Consider the following 19,711-nt stretch of genomic DNA (forward strand, 5'->3'; position numbering starts at 1 on the left):
ACGGAAACCCGTTGCCGAAGCGCCCGAGTTAGCCGATCCGGTCCAAACGAGTGTCCAGATTGTCGCCATCTCCCTTGTAGTCCTTATGCTCGACATCGTCGAAGCCCGGACTCGGCAGGTGATCGTTATCAAGGTAAAACTGCCATTCTTCGGGACGGTAATCGAAGACGCTTACATCATCCGGTGCGTCGCGCTGACCGTAGTTGTAAAGGTATTCGTCCAGATATTCGTAGCGCTTGGCACCGTCACCCATCAGCACGTCCTGACCATCCAGCCGCGAGAACAGGTCCCTCATATCGTCGCGGTGCTTGTCCATCTTATTGTTGTGCTTGATGTCGTCGATGATCATCGACGGCAGGAAGGCGATTGCGCCAAGCAAAGCCCCGACGCCCAGCAGCGGCCCCGCTAATGCGCGCCCTATCGCGGCGCCGATCCGGCCAGCGGTCGCGGCACCCGTCGCCGCGCCACCGCCGAAGGTAAAGGCCCCCGCCGCCACCTGAATCGCACCGCTGGCAATCGCGCCAGCATCGCCCGCGCCGACACCACGTTTGATCGACAATCCGCCCAGAACCACATCGGCCACGCCGGTAAAGACATTGGCCCCCGCATCCATGATCCGCAGCGCGGCCGAGGCCATGCGCGAGAAATTGGTCGATCCGGGCAGTTCCGGGTTCTTCACATAGCCGTTTTCGATGCCCTTCTTGATCTCCTTGACCTCGTTCTCGCTGAGGTTCAGCCGCTTCGACAGATCGGCATTGCCATCGATATTCGCTTCATCCAGCACGGCTTCAAAGTTTTGCACGAAACGTTCGCCGATCTCCGGGGTGAAGGGCGTTCCACCCGAGGCATTATCGCGGCTGAAGATCTGCGGCAGGGTCTTATCAAGACCCAGCATCTTGTTGGCATTGGTGCCCATCACCTTGTCATAGATATTCGAGCCGAGATTGGCGAAATGCTGACCCGCTCCAAGGAAGCTGACAAACTCTTTCGCGACGGCCAGACGCTCTTCGGGGGTATCCGCCAGCGTGCCGCCCTTTCCGGTCAACTGATAGATGCCGGATGCCAAAGAGATGGCGCCGCCGACCGAACCCAAGGTGCCATTGCTGTTCAACTCGCCCAGCACGCTCAGCGCGGCGCCGTCACTGCGCTCGTTCAGCGCTTTGAAAATATCCTTGCCCTTGGAATCGGCAACTTTCTCGATATCGGCCTGGGTCAGCGTGCCATTCTTGTTGAACTTGTCGCCCAGCTCTTGCAGGACCGCGTTGAAGGTCTTGGCCTGCTGTTTGTCGTCCAGAAACTCGTTCACGAACTTGTCGAGCGTATCGACCGTCCGGCGCGGCACGTCGATACCGCCCTTCTTCAGGGTCGAAAGGACTGTGACCAGAACGTCCTTGGTCGCCAGCGCCTCGTTTTCCTCACTGATCGAACCGGGATCGCCCATGATCTTATCCAGATCTGCGGTCAGCCCGTTCAGCAACATGGTCTGCGCGAACTGGCCCGCCTCTTCCTTGTCAAAGGCGGCCAGCCCCGCATAAGTGCGGGCGATATCGGCCTCGGCCAGATCGCCGTCGCCCTTTTCTTTCAGGTCGGCAATGTAGCTTACATAATCGTCGCTGAAGGCCAGATCGCTTAGCCGGTCATGAACTTTGTCACCATCGGGCAGCGATTTGATCGCCTCGTCCTGCGCCGCGATATAGTCTTTCTGCACGCTTTCCGACCCCATCAGGTCGGCGATATTCGTGTCCAGCTTCGACGCATCGATGATCGCGGCCATGTCCAGATGGTTCACATCAACAAGATTCTGTCCCATCGACATATCCAGCGCGACCATCTTTGTGCCGTCGTCCAGCATGGTTTTGGCGCGCAAGGTATCATAGAGCTTTGCCCGGTCGTCATCCGCGCCGATGCTGCCGTCATCTATCCCGCGCTTCCAGCCGTCCAGCGTATTGCGCCACGCCAACCCGGAAACGGTCAGCTTGGTGTCATCATCCTTCGAGACGGTCTCGGTCGTCTCCATGCTCAGCGGATCGACATCGCCGACCGAGGGGAGATCGCTTTTACCGCGCGCATCATCGACTTGCCCGTCGGTATCGACAAAACCGGAGCGGGCCGAGGCAAGCCGGTCATAGAGATTCGGGTTAAGCTCTTCCGAGACGATCACCTTACGGACATCGTCATCGCCGACCGGGATTTCGGCGCGGATCAGACCCGGACCAACCTCATCTTCCGCGCCAATCTTCGCCTTCTGTATCTGCTGGTTGCTGTAAACGTCATCGACCGTGTTCTTGTAGCCCTGCTCCTCGCTCATTTGGATTCCGTCCACCGTACGCGCCAGCCCTGCCGCAGCGTCAAAAGATCCGGGCGCAAGTTGGCGTGTCACGACATGACGGTCGCCGTCATTCGTCTCCAGCATCACGGCATCGCCGCGGGTTTCGGCAGAACGGATGTCCTTCAGACCGGGCAGATCACCGTCACGCTGCCAGATCTTTGCATCGAATTCGTCAGCCTGCGTCTCGGCATATTCCACGGTCTTTTCCGAGGCGCTGAATTCCTGATGGCGTTCAAGATAGTCATACAGCTCGGGGTTCGTCTTGCGGTCCAACTGGACGAATTTGCCGCCGTGATTGTCAAAATATTCCAGCTTCGGGCGACCCTGCTCATCCGATTCCCCCTCGACTCTCGTGACAGAGGTTTCCGTCGGATCGGGCCATTTTTCGTTCGAGGTGCCGTCGCGGGTGTTCTTGTCCTTGGCCTGATCAAGACCTTCCTGCATCTGCCGGGGAATACCGTCGTTTACGTCGCGATGCGGAACGGTTGCTGCATTGTTCGGGCGCGGCAGATCGACACTGACAGTCATGGGTGGCAGTCCTGCGATTGTTCATTTTTCGCGTCATTGCCACCCCATCATGACAAGGCCATGACGAATCCTGAAATTTATGCCCTTGACAAGATTGATAAAAACAATTTCTCGGGACGCTATGAGCGCGACAAGCGGGTGCGTGGATCGGTGGCCGCAGATATGCCCATGATCGACAAGGCTTGCCCTGCTGTCACGCCACTCCGATTCTGGCACTGTCATTCGCCGACTGTAACCCTGCCAAGGCAAGGCATGAACGCGGTTCATGCGTCAATGAAGTAAAATCATTTCTGTTCATGCTTTTCTTCGATCATACAGCAGGCACGGCCCTGACGCTGGGCAACATGAAGACTGCTGATTGAGGATCTGAAGGCTGGGACGTCCTGCAAGGACAATAGCTGGATCCAGGCCTCAAATCAGATAACTGGGATATCCGACCACGATGAACAACGGTTTCGCATTTAAGGTAAAAAGTGTTAGTTTCGACGAAAATTATCATCCGTCGGACAATACACGTATTACGACCAACTTTGCGAATTTGGCGCGTGGGGACAGCCGCAAGGAAAATTTGCGCAACGCATTGCGGATGATCGACAACCGTTGCAATTCCTTGGCGCAATGGGACAATCCCAACGGCGACCGTTATTCAGTCGAACTCGAGATTATCTCGGTCGAGATGGATGTCGAAGGCTCTGGAAACACCTTCCCGGCCATTGAAATATTGAAACCAACAATCATTGACCGCAAGAACGACAGCCGCGTCGAAGGCATCGTTGGAAACAACTTCTCTTCTTACGTGCGCGACTATGACTTCAGCGTGGTTCTACACGAGCATAACAGGAACAGGGACGGGTTCAGCATCCCTGCGGACTTCGGGGAACTGCACGGAAAGATCTTCAAATGCTTCGTCGAGTCGAAGGCGTATAAAGAGAAATTCAGCAAGCCGCCTGTGATCTGCCTCAGCGTTTCGCACAACAAGATCTACCATAGAACGGCAAATACTCACCCCGTTCTGGGCGTTGAATATCAGCCGAATGATACGTCGCTGACCGAACAGTATTTCCAGAAAATGGGACTGCAGGTCCGCTATTTCATGCCGTCAGATAGCGCCGCACCTTTGGCGTTCTATTTCTTTGGCGATCTGCTGACCGACTACACCAATCTGGAACTGATCGGCACTATCAGCACGATGGAGACCTTCCAAAAGATCTATCGACCCGAGATCTACAATGCCAACTCTACAGCGGGCCAGAGCTTTGAGCCAAGCCTGCAGCATGAGGATTACTCGCTCACACGAATCGTCTATGATCGCGAAGAACGCAGCCAATTGGCTGTTGCGCAAGGCAAGTTTGCTGAAGAGCATTTCATCAAACCATATCATGCCATTCTTGAAGAATGGTCTGCCGAATACGCTCTTTGATTGATCGCAAACGCACAGGGTCGCCTATCATGAAAAAACTGCTCCCCACCTCGACTGCTGGCAGTCTGCCGAAACCCTCGTGGCTTGCGCAGCCCGAGAAGCTCTGGTCGCCCTGGAAATTGCAGGGTGAGGAACTGATCGAGGGTAAACAAGACGCGCTGCGTGTGTCCTTGGGCGAACAACAGCTTGCCGGAATTGATATTGTCAGCGACGGCGAACAAACGCGCCAGCACTTTGTCACCACATTTATCGAACATCTCAGCGGCGTTGATTTTGAAAAACGCGAGACCGTCAAAATCCGTGATCGCTATGATGCAAGCGTGCCGACCGTCGTTGGCGCTGTAGCCCGCGAGAAGCCGGTTTTTGTCGAAGATGCCAGGTTTTTACGTCAGCAAACCAAAGCTCCGATCAAATGGGCCCTGCCGGGGCCAATGACGATGATCGATACGCTTTACGACAGCCACTATAAAAGCCGCGAAAAGCTTGCTTGGGAATTTGCCACAATCCTCAATCAAGAAGCCAAGGAACTTGAGGCTGCCGGCGTTGATATCATCCAGTTCGATGAACCCGCTTTCAATGTGTTTTTCGATGAGGTGAACGATTGGGGCATCGCCACTTTGGAGAAGGCGATCGAGGGTCTGAATTGCGAAACGGCGGTTCATATTTGCTATGGATATGGCATCAAGGCCAATACTGACTGGAAGAAAACTCTGGGTGCGGAATGGCGCCAGTACGAAGAGATTTTTCCCAAGCTGCAGAAATCCAGCATCGACCTCGTTTCACTGGAATGCCACAACTCTCATGTTCCGATGGACCTGATTGAGCTTATTCGCGGCAAGAAGGTGATGGTTGGGGCCATCGATGTCGCAAGCGAAACCATTGAAACCCCCGAGGACGTCGCTAATACGATCCGAAAAGCGCTTCAATTCGTGGATGCCGACAAGCTTTATCCTTGCACCAACTGTGGTATGGCGCCGCTTTCGCGGACCGTAGCCCGGAGCAAACTCAACGCGCTGAGTGCGGGCGCGGAAATCGTGCGGCGGGAACTCTCGGCCTCATAGTTGCCCCGAGACGACCGCCCGAATGTTGCGTGAAAAGCCGGAGGGGCCGGATCTTGAAGGACCTGCACATATCTCACCCTTTGACCGGGAAAAGCCCTATGTCTGACACCGCCGTCATAGACGCCATCGATCCCCGCGCCCTGCGCGATTGCTGCGGCAGTTTCGCCACCGGCGTCACGGTCATCACCACCCGCACGCCCGAAGGCGATCACGGCATGACGGCCAATGCCTTCATGTCGGTCTCGCTCGATCCGCCGCTTATCTCCATCTCTCTGGATCGGAGATCGAAAATGCTGGCCAAGGTGCAAAAGTCAGGCCGCTATGCGGTGAATATTCTGTCGCAGCAGATGCAGGCGCATGCCATGCATTTCTCGGGCCGGACCGACGATACATTGACCGAACCGTTCCGTGAGCATCATGGCCTGCCGGTGTTGCGCGATGCCGCCGCCGTGCTCGTCGCCGATGTCGTGCAACAGGTCGAGGCGGGTGATCACGTCCTTCTTTTAGGCCATGTCCGCCATCTTGACCGCAACCCGACAGCCGCCCCGCTTCTGTTTCACGGCGGGCGATTTGGTAGTCTTGCGGCCCAACCAGCCAGTTAAGCATTACCGACTGATCCAGTTGGACCATCTATACCGTATCGACAACTTGCAGAGCGGTTGTCCCTATTCTGATACGGGAAGATGATCCCGACTGCGAAACTCTCTGTCATCCGCGCGGGACTGCCGAAACGGCATCATTCCTCCGCTGGCAACCCCTCGACGATAAATCCCCGGTACCGCGCACCTTTGAAACGGTGCTGTGCGGTCGTCTGATATGCGGAGCTGCGATACCAGGCCCGCGCCGCGTCCATATCGCGGAATTCGAGGATGACCGCTCCGTCGATTTCCTCACCCTCCAAGGTTTCAATCGTGCCGTAATCAGCAAGCGGCTTTACCTCGTGTCCTTCGAAGCTTGCATCGACCTTGGCGGCATATTGATCGAACTCGACGGGATCGACCATCTCGTCCCGCATGAAAACAACATAGGCTGGCATGATAGCTATTCCTTCACTTTGTCGGTTACATCCTGTGTCGGCTCTGCACGAAGCCAGCAGGATGCATCACGCAGGTTTATCGGTCGAGAAGCCTTCAAGGACGAACTTTCCTCGCGCCTTGCCGCTTTCGATCAGCGCATGAACGTGCTTGAGATTGGCGGCATTGATCGGCGACAGGCGTTCGGTCAGCGTGGTTCGCAGCTTGCCCGCATCGACAAGGGCGCTTGCCTCGTTCAGGATTCGTCCTTGTTCGGCCATGTCTGGCGTGCCGTAGATCGACCGCGTGAACATCAGTTCATGGTGGATGGAAACCGCCTTGCGCTTGAACGCCATGATGTCGAAGCCTGCCGGATCGTCGATCAGGCCGAAACGGCCCTGTGGCGCGATCAGTTCGACGATATCGGCGACGTGGTCAGCCGTGTGGGTCGTTGAGAAGACGAAAGCAGGAGCACCAATGCCTAGCGCCTCGATCTGGGGTGCCAGCGGCTTCGAATGGTCAAGGACATGGTGCGCGCCCAGCGTCTTGACCCAGTCTTGAGTCTCGGGGCGCGAGGCAGTTGCGATCACGGTCAGGTCGGTGCGTTGGCGGGCGATTTGCACCGCGACCGAACCGACGCCACCGGCACCGCCAATGATCAAGATGGCGGGGGCCGCGCCCGGAACCGGCTTGGTCACGTCCAGACGGTCGAAGAACATCTCCCACGCGGTCAGCGTCGTCAACGGCAACGCGGCTGCTTCCGCCCAATCCAGCGTTCCAGGCTTTTTGCCGACGATCCGCTCATCGACCAGATGCAGTTCTGCATTGGTGCCCGGACGGATGATCGAGCCCGCATAGAACACCTCATCGCCCGGCTGAAACAGCGTTGCCTCTGGCCCGACGGCGCGAACGATGCCGGCGGCATCCCAGCCTAGCACCTTCCACTCGCCGTCCGGCGGGGTCGCGCTGCGGCGGATCTTGTAATCGACCGGGTTCACGGAAATTGCCTTCACCTCGACAAGAAGGTCGCGCCCGCTGGGCGAGGGATCGGGCAGGTTGATATCGACAAGCGATCCCTCGCCTTCGATCGGTCCGGGGACTTTGTATCCAATGGCCTTCATGTTCGCACCTCAATCTTGATGAAAGCCAACCTAAGACGTATATCCCAACGGCGCGATACGCACAAAATCTACTCTTGGTGTATGAAAGGATACTGCCATGGCCAAACGACGCCACACCAGTCTGGATAGCAGTCCCGGTTGTACGGTCGAGGCGGCAATCAGTCTGATTGACGGAAAATGGAAATGCGTCGCGCTTTGGTATCTTCAGGATAGAGGAACCATCCGGTTCAACGCATTGAAGCGTCTGATGCCGGGCGTGACGCAAAGGACATTGACCAATCAGCTTCGCGAATTGGAAGCGGATGGACTGATCAATCGCGTCGTCTATGCAGAGGTGCCGCCACGGGTCGAATATAGCCTGTCTGATAGAGGCCGGACTTTTATTCCGATCCTGCTGTCTCTCTCGGCTTGGGGAGAAGCGAATATGGATCTGTTCAAGCAGCCTGCAACGGCAGATGCGTAGCGCCGATTAACCTTAGTCATTCGATTAACCATCGCGTTCCATCCTCTGCCGTCATTCGACAGCAGGGGTGCCACGGATATCCGGTGTTTCGTATTTGACAATTCAGAGGCCCGCATTTTGCGGCTTCCGGGTATCAACAACCGTCCCATAATTTGAAGGCGAAACCAGCGCGCTGTTCGCTCGTGCCACCGTTTGGGCGTCGCCTTCAATCCCGGTCGGACAGTGCGCCGGGTCCGGACAAACTGACGGCACCACCGGCTGCCGCATAGCGCCTGATGTCTCGTTGAAATAACGGTATCCCACAAGATACCTAAGCAAAATTTTGTGCGTATTACATAAAAATGACATACGCCCCATTTTGATCTCATAGTTAGCTTAGCTTGAGAAAAGGAAAGATCATGACCTCCACCATGAAGGCGATTGTTCTTGAAAAGTTTGGAAGTTTCGACGCTTTCGCACTGCGCGATGTTCCTGTGGGATCCGTCGGACCGCGCCAAGTCCGGGTCCGCATTCACGCCACCGCCATCAACCCTCTGGACTATCAAATCCGGCGTGGTGACTACACCGACTACGTGCCGCTTCCCGCCATCATCGGCCATGACATTTCCGGCGTCGTGGAAGAGAAAGGGTCGGATGTCAGCGAGTTCGAGATCGGCGATGAAGTTTACTACACGCCAAAAATCTTCGGCGGTCCTGGGTCGTATGCTGAACAGCACATTGCCGATGTCGAACTGGTCGCCCGCAAGCCGCGCAACATCAGCCATCTGGAAGCGGCCAGCCTGACGCTGGTTGGCGGCACGGTCTGGGAAGCCTTGGTAAGCCGCGCTCAGCTTAGCGTGGAAGAGACCATTTTGATCCATGGCGGCGCCGGCGGTGTCGGCACGGTGGCGATTCAGGTCGCCAAGGCGATGGGCGCACGGGTCATCACGACCGCGCGCCAGAGCAACCACGACTTCGTCCGTTCGCTTGGTGCGGATGAGGTAATCGACCATACCGCCAATGACTACGTCTCGACCGTGGCAGAGCTGACGGATGGACAGGGCGTGAACGTCGTGTTCGACACCATTGGCGGCGACACCCTGACCAGAAGCCCGCTTACCCTTGCGGATAGCGGACGGGTTGTCAGTATCGTCGATCTTGCCCAGCCGCAGAACCTTATCGAGGCCTGGGGCAAGAACGCCGCCTATCATTTCGTGTTCACCCGTCAGAACAGGGGCAAGCTCGACGCGCTGACCACCCTCGTCGAACGCGGTCTGGTCAAGCCTGTCATAGGAGCGGTGTTGCCTTTGGCTCGCATCGGCGAAGCGCACGAGTTGCTCGAAGCGGGCGGACTTCGCGGCAAAGTGGCTATCGATGTCGTGGGTCAGACTGTGGAGCTTCCCAAACCGCGCTAAGCCCGACCACCAAAACGCAGCCAGCCGCGCTTGAAGCGCGGCTGGTTTTTATGTCGAGACCGCGCGAACGACCACCATAATCTGGTCTCGGTGAGCAGCTCGTTCTCACGCTTGGGCTGGCTTTCGTTGACCGTAACGGAGAAAGTCGCGTCAACACGCCTAAGAGCTACTCGACGACTTTCTTGACGAATTGCGACTTCAGCCCGATCTGGCCGATGCCGGGCACCTTACAGTCGATGTCGTGATCGCCCTCGACCAACCTGATCCCGCGCACCTTCGTGCCGACCTTGATCACCGAGGACGACCCCTTCAGCTTCAGATCCTTGATCACCGTCACCGTATCGCCATCGACAAGAACGTTGCCCACGCTGTCACGCACGGCTGCAGCTTCTGCGGCATCGCCACCCGTTGCCGCCCATTCATGCCCGCATTCAGGGCACATCAACAACGCATCCACCTGATAGGTGAAGGCAGAAGAGCATTCGGGGCACGGTGGCAAGATGTCGGTCATCAGCAAGCTTTACTCTCCTGACCGGGCGAAGGCCATCGCTCGGTCATTGATTTTTCCCTTAACAGTACGCCGAGGTTCAGATATGGCCCGCATATCAACCCCATTTATCGGCAATTAAAATGAACAAAATCATCTATCTGGCACTCGCCGTCGCATTGATCGGCTTCGGCAGCTATCGGCAGTTCGGCGGCAGCAGCGTTTCAGCAGAAGATCAGGCGCGTTGCGAACAAATCACGCGATCGATCTATGGCGAGCAACAGGAAGCACTGGATACGCTCTTGCCGAAATGCAACGAACCCGGCGTGGTCGCGATGATGGATGCCCGCGAGTCCGGCGCCGACGCCGAGACCGCAGCCACCAACATCGCGAACGCCAACAAGCAGGACATCGTCTCCATCCTGATCAACTGCGCGCTTATCGGCGGCGGCATCGGGGCTCTTGGGGCGGCATTCGGGGCGCGTCGTAAGCGGGCTTGAAGCCGCGGGACACGGCAATAAGATGACCAGCGCACATGATTCAATGCGCGCTGGTCGCCACGTTAGTTTGCAGCGGTTTTCACGGCTGCAAAGGCCTGATCGGCGAAGCTGCCAAGCGAACCCTTCTGTTGCTGATAATCGATGCCCTGAACGACAACGACGGTCTTCGCATCCACGGTGATACATTGCGTCACAAACGCGCCTGCGCCATCCGCGCCACCTGACACCGTCACCAGTTGCCCGGGATAAGCCTGAACAGCCGCGCGCAGGCCAGCCTGCGCCGCGACCTGGGCGACGATCTCACCGCATTGCTCAATGCTCAGTTGTTCGGCACCAAGCCGCTCAACATGATATGTCAGACTAAAATCGGCGCTTTGGGCGAACAGCGGCAGGGGTCCGGCCAGAACTGCCGCCGCAACCATCGGAAGGAGCGTTTTCATCTCAATCCTTCTCCCCCACGGTTTTCCAGATCAGGGCACCGATCACGGCACCGACGATTGGAGCGAGCCAGAACAGCCAAAGCTGGCCAAGCGCCCACCCGTCTGCGAACAAGGCCTGACTGGTCGAACGTGCCGGGTTCACCGAGGTATTGGTGACTGGAATTGAGATCAAATGGATCAAGGTCAGCGCCAATCCAATCGCGATCGGCGCGAATCCTGCCGGAGCGCGGCCATGGGTCGCCCCAAGAATGGTCAGCAGAAAGAACGCGGTCAGGATCACTTCAATGATCAGTGCCGCCGTCATCGAGTAACCGCCGGGCGAATGCTCCCCGTATCCGTTGGCGGCGAAACCACCGGCCTCGAACCCGGCCTTGCCGGATGCGATCAGATAAAGCGCGCCCGCCGCCAGAATCGCCCCCAGCAACTGCGCGATGATGTAAGGGGCCAGCCTGGAGGCCGGAAACCGGCCCGCCACGGCCAGACCGACCGAGACAGCCGGGTTGAAATGGCCGCCCGATATGCCGCCGACCGCATAGGCCATCGTCAGAACCGTCAGACCAAATGCCAGCGCGACGCCATAAAAGCCGATACCGAGTTCAGGATAAGCGGCTGCAAAGATCGCACTTCCGCACCCGCCGAAGACCAACCAGAACGTGCCGAGACCCTCGGCAGCAAGCTGCTTCTGCATGAAATTTCTCCAATGAATTTCAACGTGAATGGCTCCACTTTTCAGCGGTAGCTGCCTCATCAATCGATCTTGAACATTGAAAACTCAACGAAAATATTGCGCTTCTAAACTTTTCAGGCCAAAAACCGCTCGCCGAGGATGAAACGGATACGTGCGGCTCAAAGAGCGATCAATGAGCCATGCGGTCAAAGGGCCATGAACCCTTGCGGCTTCCCGGGGCCGCCACTGCGCCAATCCCGGACTTCTCTGGACGCTCGATCAGCGCATCAGGTCGCGAGGTGTGCGACTTGCGGAAATGCAATGCGAACCAGCAGGCCGCGGCCATTTTCGCCCGATGCAAGGCTCAGGCTGGCGCCGAAAAGACTGGCGATCTCTTCCACGACCGGCAGGCCCAGTCCGGTGCCGGGGCCTCGGGTCTCGCCACGCGCAAAGCGGTTGAGCGCGGCTTCGCGCAATGCGGTCGGGATGCCGGGGCCGTCGTCTTCGACTTCCAGCAGCACTTTCCCGTCCCGTTGCAACACCCGCACGGTGACCATCGTTCCACGCCCGGTATGCAGCAGCGCGTTCGAGATCAGGTTGCTTAACGCTTCGCCGATCAGCAGCGGCTCGGCCCGGATCAGCAGCGGACCTTCGCCCGCAAAGCCAAGATCGATCCCGGCTTCGGCGGCCATAGGAATATTGTCGGCGGTCAGGTCGCGCGCCAAAGCGGTCAGGTCAAGCGATGCCGAAACCGGGCCATGACCGCTGGCGGCATCGACCTTGGCCAACAGCAAAAGCTGCGCCAGCACCCGTTCGGCATGGGCGACGGCGGCGTCGCCCTTTTGCGCGGATGCCTGCGCCTCGGTCAGATCGGCGGCGCGCGCGGCAAGGGTTAGCTGCGTGCGGATGACGGCCAGCGGGGTGCGCAACTGATGACCCGCATTGCCGGTGAAATTGCGCAACCCGTCCAGCGTGGATTTCAGCCGCAGCATGAAGATATTGATGGTGTCGACAAGGCTTCGCACCTCTTGCGGCACTCGCGATTCCAGCGGGCTCAGATCGTTCGGGCTACGCTCGGCAATCGCATCGCCAAGCCGGTAAAGCGGGCGCAGCGACACGGTGACGGCCAGCCAGACAATCGCAGCCGCGCCGAATATCATCAGCGTCAGCCGCAAAGCCGACCGCATCAGGATCGCCCGGGTCAGCTCTTCGCGGGCATTGGTCGTCTCGGCGACGGTGACGACAAAGGGCACCTCGTCAATCCCGGTCGAGGCGGCGCGGGCGACACTGGCGATCCGCACCGGCACGCCGCGAAACATCTGGTCGGCAAAGACCGTGCCGCCGCCCTGAACGGCCTTTGCAACCGGCAGATCATCATAGCCGGTGACCAACTGACCCGGCGGCCCGTCCACCCGATAGAAGACCCGGTCCTGCGCGGTCGAACTTAGCATCTCGATGGCGCCATAAGGGATTTCGATGGTGATCCGGCTGTCGTCGTCCAGCGAGGCACGTTCAGCAATGACCAACGCCGATCCCGCCAGCACCCGGTCTGACAGCGATGTCGCCATCCGCACGGCTTCGCGCCAGGTATCGACCAGCGCGCCGATCCCCAGAACCGCCGTCGCGACCAGAAGCCAGATCAGCAGCCTGCGCCGAAGCGAGATGGGCTGTCGCGCGGAACGATTGCGAAAGATCATCCGGGCGTCTGGTCCAGAAAATAGCCGATGCCGCGGGCGGTCCTGACCGTCACCCCGGCAAGGGCCAGCCTTTTGCGCAGACGGCTGACATATTGCTCGATCGCGTTCGGGGACAGGTCGTCATCGATCGTGGTCAGCGACTCGGTAATGGTATCGCGCGCAACCACCTTGCCGGGCCGCAGGATCAGCAATTCCAAGAGATCGCGTTCGCGCGCCGGCAGGTCCAGAGGCTGACCGGCCACCGAAAAGCTGCGGCCATTCAGGTCGAATTCCAGCGCACCAAAGCTGGCCGTCGCGCTGCGCAGGCCCGCCTGGCGGCGCAGAAGCGACCGGATTCGCGCCTCGAATTCACCGATGTCGAAGGGCTTGATCAGATAATCGTCGGCACCAAGATCCAGCCCCTTCACCCGATCCTCGGGTGCGCCGCGCGCGGTCAGGATCATCACCGGCGCCGCGTTCCGGCGCCCGCGCATCGACCGCAGCACGTCAAGCCCGTCCATCTGCGGCAGATTCAGATCAAGGATCACCAGATCGAAGCTGACCGCCGCCGTCAATGCCTCGGCCGAGACACCGTCATGGACCACATCCACCGCATAGCCCGACTGACGCAACACCGTGGACAAACCATCGGCCAGTGACAGGTTGTCCTCAACAAGCATGATCCGCACGGATTTGTCCTCCCCCGACAAACCTAGCCCTGTCCTGCAAGCTTGTGAACGGCCCTTGGCTCATGCATGATCTGCAATCATGTATGTGCCAGCCTTGGGTCAGCCTCTCTTCCGGTTCCTGAACGCCGCCCTGATCGCTGTTCCCCTTCTTGGCGCGGCGGTATCGGCGCAACCGGTGCTGTTACCCGCGCTGTCAGACCATTCCTCGGGCGAGTTGACCATCTATTCCTCGCTGGACAATGATCTGGCCTTGCCGATGCTGAAGGCGTTCCAATCGGCCCACCCCGACATCACCATCCATTACGAAGAACTGCTGACCAGCGCCCTTTATGACCGCGTCGTCCACGAAACCGATGCGGGCGGGCCGACGGCGGATTTCGTGTTTTCCTCGGCGATGGATTTGCAGGTCAAGCTGGCCAATGACGGCTATGCGATGCCGGTGATTACACCCGACACGCCGGACTGGCCGGATTGGGCGAATTGGCGCGACACGGCCTATGCGCTGACCTTCGAGCCTGCCGTCTTCGCCTATAACAAGCAAAGTTTCGCAGACACGACACCGCCCGAAACCCGGTTGGATCTGATGGAATGGATCGAAAGCGATCCTGATCTGGTCCATGGCCGGATCGGGACCTACGATATTACCCGGTCGGGCGTCGGCTATCTTTTCATGGCCCGCGATCAGGAATTGTATCAGGGCATCTGGGATGTCGTGGCGGCGATGGGCCGGGCCGATTTGCGCCAATATCCCACCTCTCGCGAATTGCTGGAGCGGATCACCGACGGGCGGCTGAGCTTTGGCTATAACCTTCTGGGTTCCTATGCGACCGATTGGGCGCGGCAATATCCCGATCAGGTGGGGGTGATCCTGCCGCGCGACTTTACCGTGGTGATCTCGCGGGTCGCGCTGGTGCCCGCATCGGCAGGATCACCGGAAAACGGCGCTGCATTTCTGGCCTATATGATGTCGGAAGAGGGGCAGCTTCTGTTGTCGCAAACCCTTCGGCTGTCGGCGGTCAGCCTTGAGGTCGCGGGCCAGACCACGCCTGCGGGCAGCTTGCAGGATCTGTCGGGGCTTCGGCTGAAACCGCTGCCGGTCAGTCCGGGGCTGTTGGCCTATCTGGATCAGGCCACCCGCGCCCGCCTGCTGGAACGGTGGGACCGCGCCATCGCGGGCAGATAGTCAGCGGCAGGCAAAAACCTTTCCCCGCGTCAGCTTCATGACAGGTTTCTATGCAGAATCGCGACCAAGACGGGGATGAACCCGTCCGGGAGGTCGCCATGCGCTTTGGGAGAGGCGCTGGCCCATGCATGAAAAACCAAAGGTTCCCGGTCGGTGCGACGCATCGGGCCGGACCACGCGGAGGAATACCATGAAGTCACTCGTTCTCGCCACCTTGCTTGCAGGCGCGGTCGCGCTGCCCGCTTTGGCCGATTACACCATCATCGCCCCGGCCAATCCCGGCGGCGGTTGGGACCAGACCGCACGGACGATGCAGACCGTGATGCAGGAAGAGGGTATCTCGCCCCGAACGCAGGTCCAGAACGTGCCCGGCGCCGGCGGCACCATCGGTCTGGCGCAATTCGCCAGCCAGAACAGCGGCAATGGCGAGGCGCTGATCGTCGGCGGCTATGTGATGGTCGGCGCGATCCTGACCAACAACTCGCCCGTCTCGTTGCAGGACGTGACGCCCATCGCCCGGCTGACCGGCGAATACGAGGCCATCGTGGTTCCCGCCGCCTCGCCGATTCAGGACATGCAGGGTCTGGTCGATGCCATGCGCGCCGATCCCGGTGCGGTAAGCTGGGCGGGCGGCTCGGCGGGCGGTGCCGACCATATCGCCGTCGGCCTGATCGCGCAGGAAGCGGGCGTTGACCCGACCAAGATCAACTACATCGCCTATTCCGGCGGTGGCGAGGCGCTGGCGGCACTTCTGGGCAATCAGGTGACCGCAGGCATGTCCTCGCTGGGCGAGATGGAGGCCCAGATCGAGGCCGGGACGCTGCGTCTGCTGGCCGTCTCATCGCCGGAACGGATCGAGGGCGTCGATGCACCGACCCTGATCGAGACCGGGCTGGATGTCGAATTGCAAAACTGGCGGATGGTCGCGGCACCTCCGGGCCTTTCCGACGAACAGCGCGCCAAGATCGATGCAGATATCGAAAAGATGGTGAAATCGGACGCATGGCAACAGCAACTGGCCGACAAGGGCTGGGCCGATACCTATCTGGCCGGTGAAGAATTCGACGCGCAACTGGCCGCAGACATCGCCTCGACCGAGGAAATCCTGCGTCAGATCGGTCTGGTCAAATGACCGCCCGCACCGAAACCAGCAAGCGCCGCCCGAATGTGGCGGCGCTTGTGATCGCCGCCTTTCTGGTCGTGATTGCGGTGGTGATGCTGTTCGACGCAGCCCGCCTTGCCGATATGGGAGGTTATTCCGGCGTCGGTCCCGCCAGCTTTCCCGGCGTGGTGGCCTTTGCCCTGATCGGGCTTGCCGCGTGGACGGTCTATGATGGCATCTTCGGCGACTTTCCCGCCCCCGAGCCGCAAAGGGTGGCGCCGGTCGTCTGGATCATCATCGGGCTGATGCTGCAATTGCTGCTGCTGAACGTCGCCGGTTTTTCGATCGCGACCGGGTTGATGTTTGCCTGCGCGGCCCGCGCCTTCGGCAAACGCAATCTGGCCCTGTCGATCCCAATCGGGATCGCGCTTTCCTTCGCGGTATGGGCCGTGTTCAGCCAAATCCTGATGCTGAACCTGCCGACCGGACCGCTTGAGCATCTTTTCGTCGCGGGGAGATAACCAATGGATGCGTTCTATTTCCTGATGGACGGGCTGGCGACCGCCGCCCAGCCGATGTTGCTGGTCTATGCACTGATCGGCGTGACCTTGGGCACCGCCGTCGGCGTATTGCCCGGCATCGGCCCTGCCCTGACCGTGGCGCTGCTGCTGCCGGTCACCTATCGGCTGGACCCGACCGGCTCGCTCATCATGTTCGCGGGGATCTATTACGGCGGCATGTATGGCGGCTCGACCACCTCGATCCTGCTGAATACGCCGGGCGAAAGCGCCTCGATCATCACAGCGCTGGAAGGCAACAAGATGGCCCGCAAGGGTCGCGGCGGCCCGGCGCTTGCCACAGCGGCCATCGGTTCCTTCGTCGCCGGTCTGATCGCCACGCTGGCACTGGCCTTTCTGGCGCCGTGGATCGTCAAGGTCGCGCTGATCTTCGGCCCGCGCGAATATTTCGCGCTGATGGTTTTGGCCTTCGTGACTGTCTCGGCAGCCTTCGGCGATTCGACCTTGCGCGGGCTGGTATCGCTGTTTCTTGGTCTGGCGCTGGCCTGTATCGGCATCGACCAGCTTAGCGGTCAGGCGCGGCTGTCCTTTGGCGTGCCCGAAATGCTGGACGGGATCGAGGTGACCACGCTTGCAGTCGCAATGTTCGCCATTGGCGAGGCGATGGCCGTCGCCGGTCGTGTCGGGACCGAGGATGACAGCGTGATCGCGGTCAAAGGCTCGGTCTGGATGAGCCGCGAGGACTGGAAGCGGTCGTGGAAACCGTGGCTTCGCGGCACCGCGACAGGCTTCCCGATTGGCGCGATGCCCGCAGGCGGGGCCGAGATCGGCACCTTCCTCAGCTACGCGACCGAGAAGAAGCTGACCAAGCACCCCGAAGAGTTCGGTCATGGTGCCATCGAAGGCGTCGCCGGACCCGAAGCGGCCAACAACGCTTCGGCGGCAGGGACGCTGGTGCCGCTGCTGACGCTGGGCCTGCCGACAACGGCGACGGCGGCGATCATGCTGGCCGGGTTCCAGCAATTCGGCCTGCAACCGGGACCGCTGCTTTTTGCCACCAATCCCACGCTGGTCTGGGGCCTGATCGCCTCGCTTCTGATCGCCAATGCGATGCTGCTGGTGCTGAACCTGCCGCTGATCGGGTTGTGGGTGAAGCTGCTGACGATCCCGAAGCCGTGGCTTTATGCGGGGATCCTGCTCTTCGCGACATTGGGCACGATCGGGGCCAACCCTTCCAGTGTCGAGTTGGGGATGCTGCTGGCCTTCGGGGTGCTTGGCTATGTCATGCGGCTTTACGGCTATCCGATCGCGCCGATTGTCATTGGCCTGATCCTTGGCCCGATGGCCGAACAGCAACTGCGCCGCGCCTTGTCGATCAGTCAGGGTGACTGGACCACGCTGATTCAATCCCCCGTCGCCGCCGGGCTTCTTGCGGTGGCCGCACTGGCCCTGATCATCCCGATGATCCTGCGCGCGCGCGGCAAAGGCGCAGTCCTGTCGCAAATGGCGGCTGACGAAGATTAACCCTTATGCCTGCGCTTCGGCCATCGAAGCGCAGGCATATAGACCCGCGCCGGTATCGGCGGCGGCTTACCAAGCCGCAGGTCAGGGTGATGCGAACTGCACCCCTTAGGATTCCTCGCTGTGTGTCGCAGCAATATCCTGTCTCCTTCGAAGATAGAATCGCCCTCAGAAGACCGGGACAGGTCATCCTCTTAGCAGCGCGATCAATTTCTCCTCTGCACCATAGGCCACATTTACCCGCATTGCTGGCGGGCGGATGACTGCGCGTTCCGGGTAAAAAACACTCGAAGGCGCAAGGAAAATGCCCTTACGAAAGGCCGCCGCGGTCAGCGCTTCTTCATCCGTCTCAATCGGCAGTGGCAGCCAGATGTAGAATCCAAGACTTCCCGGCACGATTGGTGCGAAGCCCGCCTCGGTCAGCGCCCGCAGCGAAGCTGTTTGACTGGCTTTTACACGTGCGACAAGTTTGCGCAGGTGTCGGGCATATTGGCCGCGTGAAACGCAGTCCAGAACCATCTGCTCGACCTGCCCCGAGGATGAGACCATCGTAATCATCTTCAGGTTTACGAAGTCAGCAATCTGGCCGGGGGCGCCACAGATATAACCGCAGCGCAGACTGGCCGACAGCGTTTTTGAGAACGACCCCAGATACAGCACCCTGTCGCGCAGACCAAAAGCTGCCAGACGTGGCAGGTTGGCGGGCAGCATGTCGGCGAAAACATCATCTTCGACCAACAGAAAATCATGCGCCTCGGCGAGACGCATCAGCCGAAATGCGTGCGAGGCGCTGAGCGAGGTTCCCGTTGGATTATGCGCCTGTGACTGAATGAAGAACATGCGCGGTTTGATCCGCGTCAATGCCGCCTCCATCTCATCCAGATCAGGGCCGTCCTGACCTCGGGTAATGGCCACCACCTGCACCTGCGCCAAAGCCAGCTTGGCGAAAAGTGGATAATAGCCAGGACTTTCCACGAAGACCGTGTCACCCGGTTTAAGATGATGCCGGATGATCAGATCCAGCCCGTGATTGACGCCGTGGGTCAGCATCACTCCGTCCACCCCGGTCTGAATTCCCCGTTCCGCCAGACTACGGACCAGCCATTCTCGCAGCGGCCGCAATCCCCAGGGCGAGCCGTAGCCATGCGCGTCAACTGCGCGACTGGCCGAGGCGCGGCTGCTGATCCGGCGCAACTCTACCCCTTCCATCCAGTCGGGCGGCGGCCGCCCATCGCCGGGCCGCAGCACGTAGTTCTGATCCAGTTGTGCGCGTAGCAGCGAAACGATGCTGATCGCTTCCTCGATATGCGGAGCCTCGACCGGCTCAGGCGGTGGGCGGCTGCCGGTGACATACATGCCCGACCCGGCGCGCGGCTCGATCAACCCGCGCGCCGCAAGCCGTTCATAAACCTCGGCCATGGTATTTTTTGACACGCCGTGCAATCGCGCAGCTTCGCGGATCGATGGCAGTCGCGCGCCGGGATGAAACCGCCCGGCAAGGATCTGCGCCTTCAGTTCATCGGTAATGACGCTGGCCTTGCTCATCGCGAGCCCCCGAAAATCTGGGACAGTTTGCCAATAAAATAGCGTCGAACTGTC

20 protein-coding genes are annotated in these 19,711 nt (G+C 59.6%); 11 read left to right on the top strand and 9 right to left on the bottom strand.

Annotated features, from left to right (window positions below):
• Positions 1–28: 28 nt before the first annotated feature.
• A complete protein-coding gene (locus JJJ17_RS13125) occupies positions 29–2,857 on the bottom strand; it encodes a hypothetical protein (RefSeq protein WP_200687191.1) in 2,829 nt (942 codons plus the stop codon).
• Positions 2,858–2,917: 60 nt separating this feature from the next.
• On the opposite strand from JJJ17_RS13125, the gene JJJ17_RS13130 reads away from it, so the two are divergent.
• From JJJ17_RS13130 to JJJ17_RS13145, 4 genes are all read left to right on the top strand, one after another.
• Positions 2,918–3,139 (top strand): hypothetical protein, encoded by a 222-nt coding sequence (locus JJJ17_RS13130; protein ID WP_200687193.1) that lies wholly within the window; start codon positions 2,918–2,920, stop codon positions 3,137–3,139.
• A 160-nt stretch (positions 3,140–3,299) separates the two neighbouring features.
• Positions 3,300–4,277, top strand: coding sequence for a DUF1852 domain-containing protein (locus JJJ17_RS13135; protein WP_200687194.1), 978 nt, complete (start codon positions 3,300–3,302; stop codon positions 4,275–4,277).
• A 29-nt stretch (positions 4,278–4,306) separates the two neighbouring features.
• A complete protein-coding gene (locus JJJ17_RS13140) occupies positions 4,307–5,338 on the top strand; it encodes a methionine synthase (RefSeq protein WP_200687196.1) in 1,032 nt (343 codons plus the stop codon).
• A 98-nt stretch (positions 5,339–5,436) separates the two neighbouring features.
• Complete coding sequence (locus tag JJJ17_RS13145; protein WP_200687198.1) at positions 5,437–5,940, top strand: flavin reductase family protein; 504 nt, start codon at positions 5,437–5,439, stop codon at positions 5,938–5,940.
• A 134-nt stretch (positions 5,941–6,074) separates the two neighbouring features.
• Here the strand turns inward: JJJ17_RS13145 and JJJ17_RS13150 are convergent, their stop codons facing one another.
• Both JJJ17_RS13150 and JJJ17_RS13155 read right to left on the bottom strand, forming a co-directional pair.
• Positions 6,075–6,374: a DUF1330 domain-containing protein gene (locus JJJ17_RS13150; protein WP_200687200.1), complete on the bottom strand. Its 300-nt coding sequence runs from the start codon at positions 6,372–6,374 to the stop codon at positions 6,075–6,077.
• Between the two features lie 66 nt (positions 6,375–6,440).
• On the bottom strand, positions 6,441–7,472 hold the full coding sequence (locus JJJ17_RS13155; RefSeq protein WP_200687202.1) for a zinc-binding alcohol dehydrogenase family protein: 1,032 nt from the start codon (positions 7,470–7,472) through the stop codon (positions 6,441–6,443).
• A 97-nt stretch (positions 7,473–7,569) separates the two neighbouring features.
• On the opposite strand from JJJ17_RS13155, the gene JJJ17_RS13160 reads away from it, so the two are divergent.
• Positions 7,570–7,935: a winged helix-turn-helix transcriptional regulator gene (locus JJJ17_RS13160; RefSeq protein WP_200687204.1), complete on the top strand. Its 366-nt coding sequence runs from the start codon at positions 7,570–7,572 to the stop codon at positions 7,933–7,935.
• Between the two features lie 398 nt (positions 7,936–8,333).
• A complete protein-coding gene (locus tag JJJ17_RS13165; protein WP_234464083.1) occupies positions 8,334–9,329 on the top strand; it encodes a zinc-dependent alcohol dehydrogenase family protein in 996 nt (331 codons plus the stop codon).
• A gap of 166 nt (positions 9,330–9,495) precedes the next feature.
• On the opposite strand, the gene JJJ17_RS13170 is transcribed toward JJJ17_RS13165, so the two are convergent.
• On the bottom strand, positions 9,496–9,840 hold the full coding sequence (locus tag JJJ17_RS13170; protein ID WP_200687206.1) for a zinc ribbon domain-containing protein YjdM: 345 nt from the start codon (positions 9,838–9,840) through the stop codon (positions 9,496–9,498).
• Between the two features lie 119 nt (positions 9,841–9,959).
• Between JJJ17_RS13170 and JJJ17_RS13175 the strand changes: the two genes are divergently transcribed.
• Positions 9,960–10,316 carry a hypothetical protein gene (locus JJJ17_RS13175; RefSeq protein WP_200687209.1) on the top strand — a complete coding sequence of 119 codons (357 nt, stop codon included), beginning with the start codon at positions 9,960–9,962 and terminating at the stop codon, positions 10,314–10,316.
• A 62-nt stretch (positions 10,317–10,378) separates the two neighbouring features.
• Here JJJ17_RS13175 and JJJ17_RS13180 read toward each other — a convergent pair whose 3' ends face one another.
• The 4 genes from JJJ17_RS13180 to JJJ17_RS13195 form a co-directional block, all read right to left on the bottom strand.
• Entirely contained in the window at positions 10,379–10,756 is a 378-nt protein-coding gene (locus JJJ17_RS13180; RefSeq protein ID WP_200687211.1) for a DUF6180 family protein, read from the bottom strand.
• A gap of 1 nt (position 10,757) precedes the next feature.
• Entirely contained in the window at positions 10,758–11,444 is a 687-nt protein-coding gene (gene aqpZ / locus JJJ17_RS13185; protein WP_200687213.1) for an aquaporin Z, read from the bottom strand.
• Positions 11,445–11,710: 266 nt separating this feature from the next.
• Positions 11,711–13,120, bottom strand: a complete 1,410-nt coding sequence (locus JJJ17_RS13190) for a sensor histidine kinase (protein WP_200687215.1) — start codon at positions 13,118–13,120, stop codon at positions 11,711–11,713.
• A complete protein-coding gene (locus tag JJJ17_RS13195; protein WP_234464097.1) occupies positions 13,117–13,779 on the bottom strand; it encodes a response regulator transcription factor in 663 nt (220 codons plus the stop codon). The genes JJJ17_RS13190 and JJJ17_RS13195 overlap by 4 nt, the downstream gene beginning before the upstream one ends.
• Positions 13,780–13,867: 88 nt before the next feature.
• On the opposite strand from JJJ17_RS13195, the gene JJJ17_RS13200 reads away from it, so the two are divergent.
• The 4 genes from JJJ17_RS13200 (at position 13,868) to JJJ17_RS13215 (ending at position 18,115) form a co-directional block, all read left to right on the top strand.
• A complete protein-coding gene (locus tag JJJ17_RS13200) occupies positions 13,868–14,971 on the top strand; it encodes an ABC transporter substrate-binding protein (RefSeq protein WP_200687219.1) in 1,104 nt (367 codons plus the stop codon).
• A gap of 190 nt (positions 14,972–15,161) precedes the next feature.
• Entirely contained in the window at positions 15,162–16,103 is a 942-nt protein-coding gene (locus JJJ17_RS13205) for a Bug family tripartite tricarboxylate transporter substrate binding protein (RefSeq protein ID WP_200687221.1), read from the top strand.
• The gene (locus JJJ17_RS13210) at positions 16,100–16,594 is read left to right on the top strand and encodes a tripartite tricarboxylate transporter TctB family protein (protein WP_200687223.1); all 495 of its coding nucleotides are present in this window, start codon (positions 16,100–16,102) and stop codon (positions 16,592–16,594) included. The genes JJJ17_RS13205 and JJJ17_RS13210 overlap by 4 nt, the downstream gene beginning before the upstream one ends.
• Positions 16,595–16,597: 3 nt before the next feature.
• The gene (locus JJJ17_RS13215) at positions 16,598–18,115 is read left to right on the top strand and encodes a tripartite tricarboxylate transporter permease (protein WP_200687225.1); all 1,518 of its coding nucleotides are present in this window, start codon (positions 16,598–16,600) and stop codon (positions 18,113–18,115) included.
• 183 nt (positions 18,116–18,298) lie between these two features.
• Here JJJ17_RS13215 and JJJ17_RS13220 read toward each other — a convergent pair whose 3' ends face one another.
• The gene (locus tag JJJ17_RS13220; protein ID WP_200687227.1) at positions 18,299–19,657 is read right to left on the bottom strand and encodes an aminotransferase-like domain-containing protein; all 1,359 of its coding nucleotides are present in this window, start codon (positions 19,655–19,657) and stop codon (positions 18,299–18,301) included.
• Between the last annotated feature and the right edge of the window lie 54 nt (positions 19,658–19,711).

The organism is Paracoccus caeni (assembly GCF_016629665.1).
Lineage (GTDB): Bacteria > Pseudomonadota > Alphaproteobacteria > Rhodobacterales > Rhodobacteraceae > Paracoccus > Paracoccus caeni.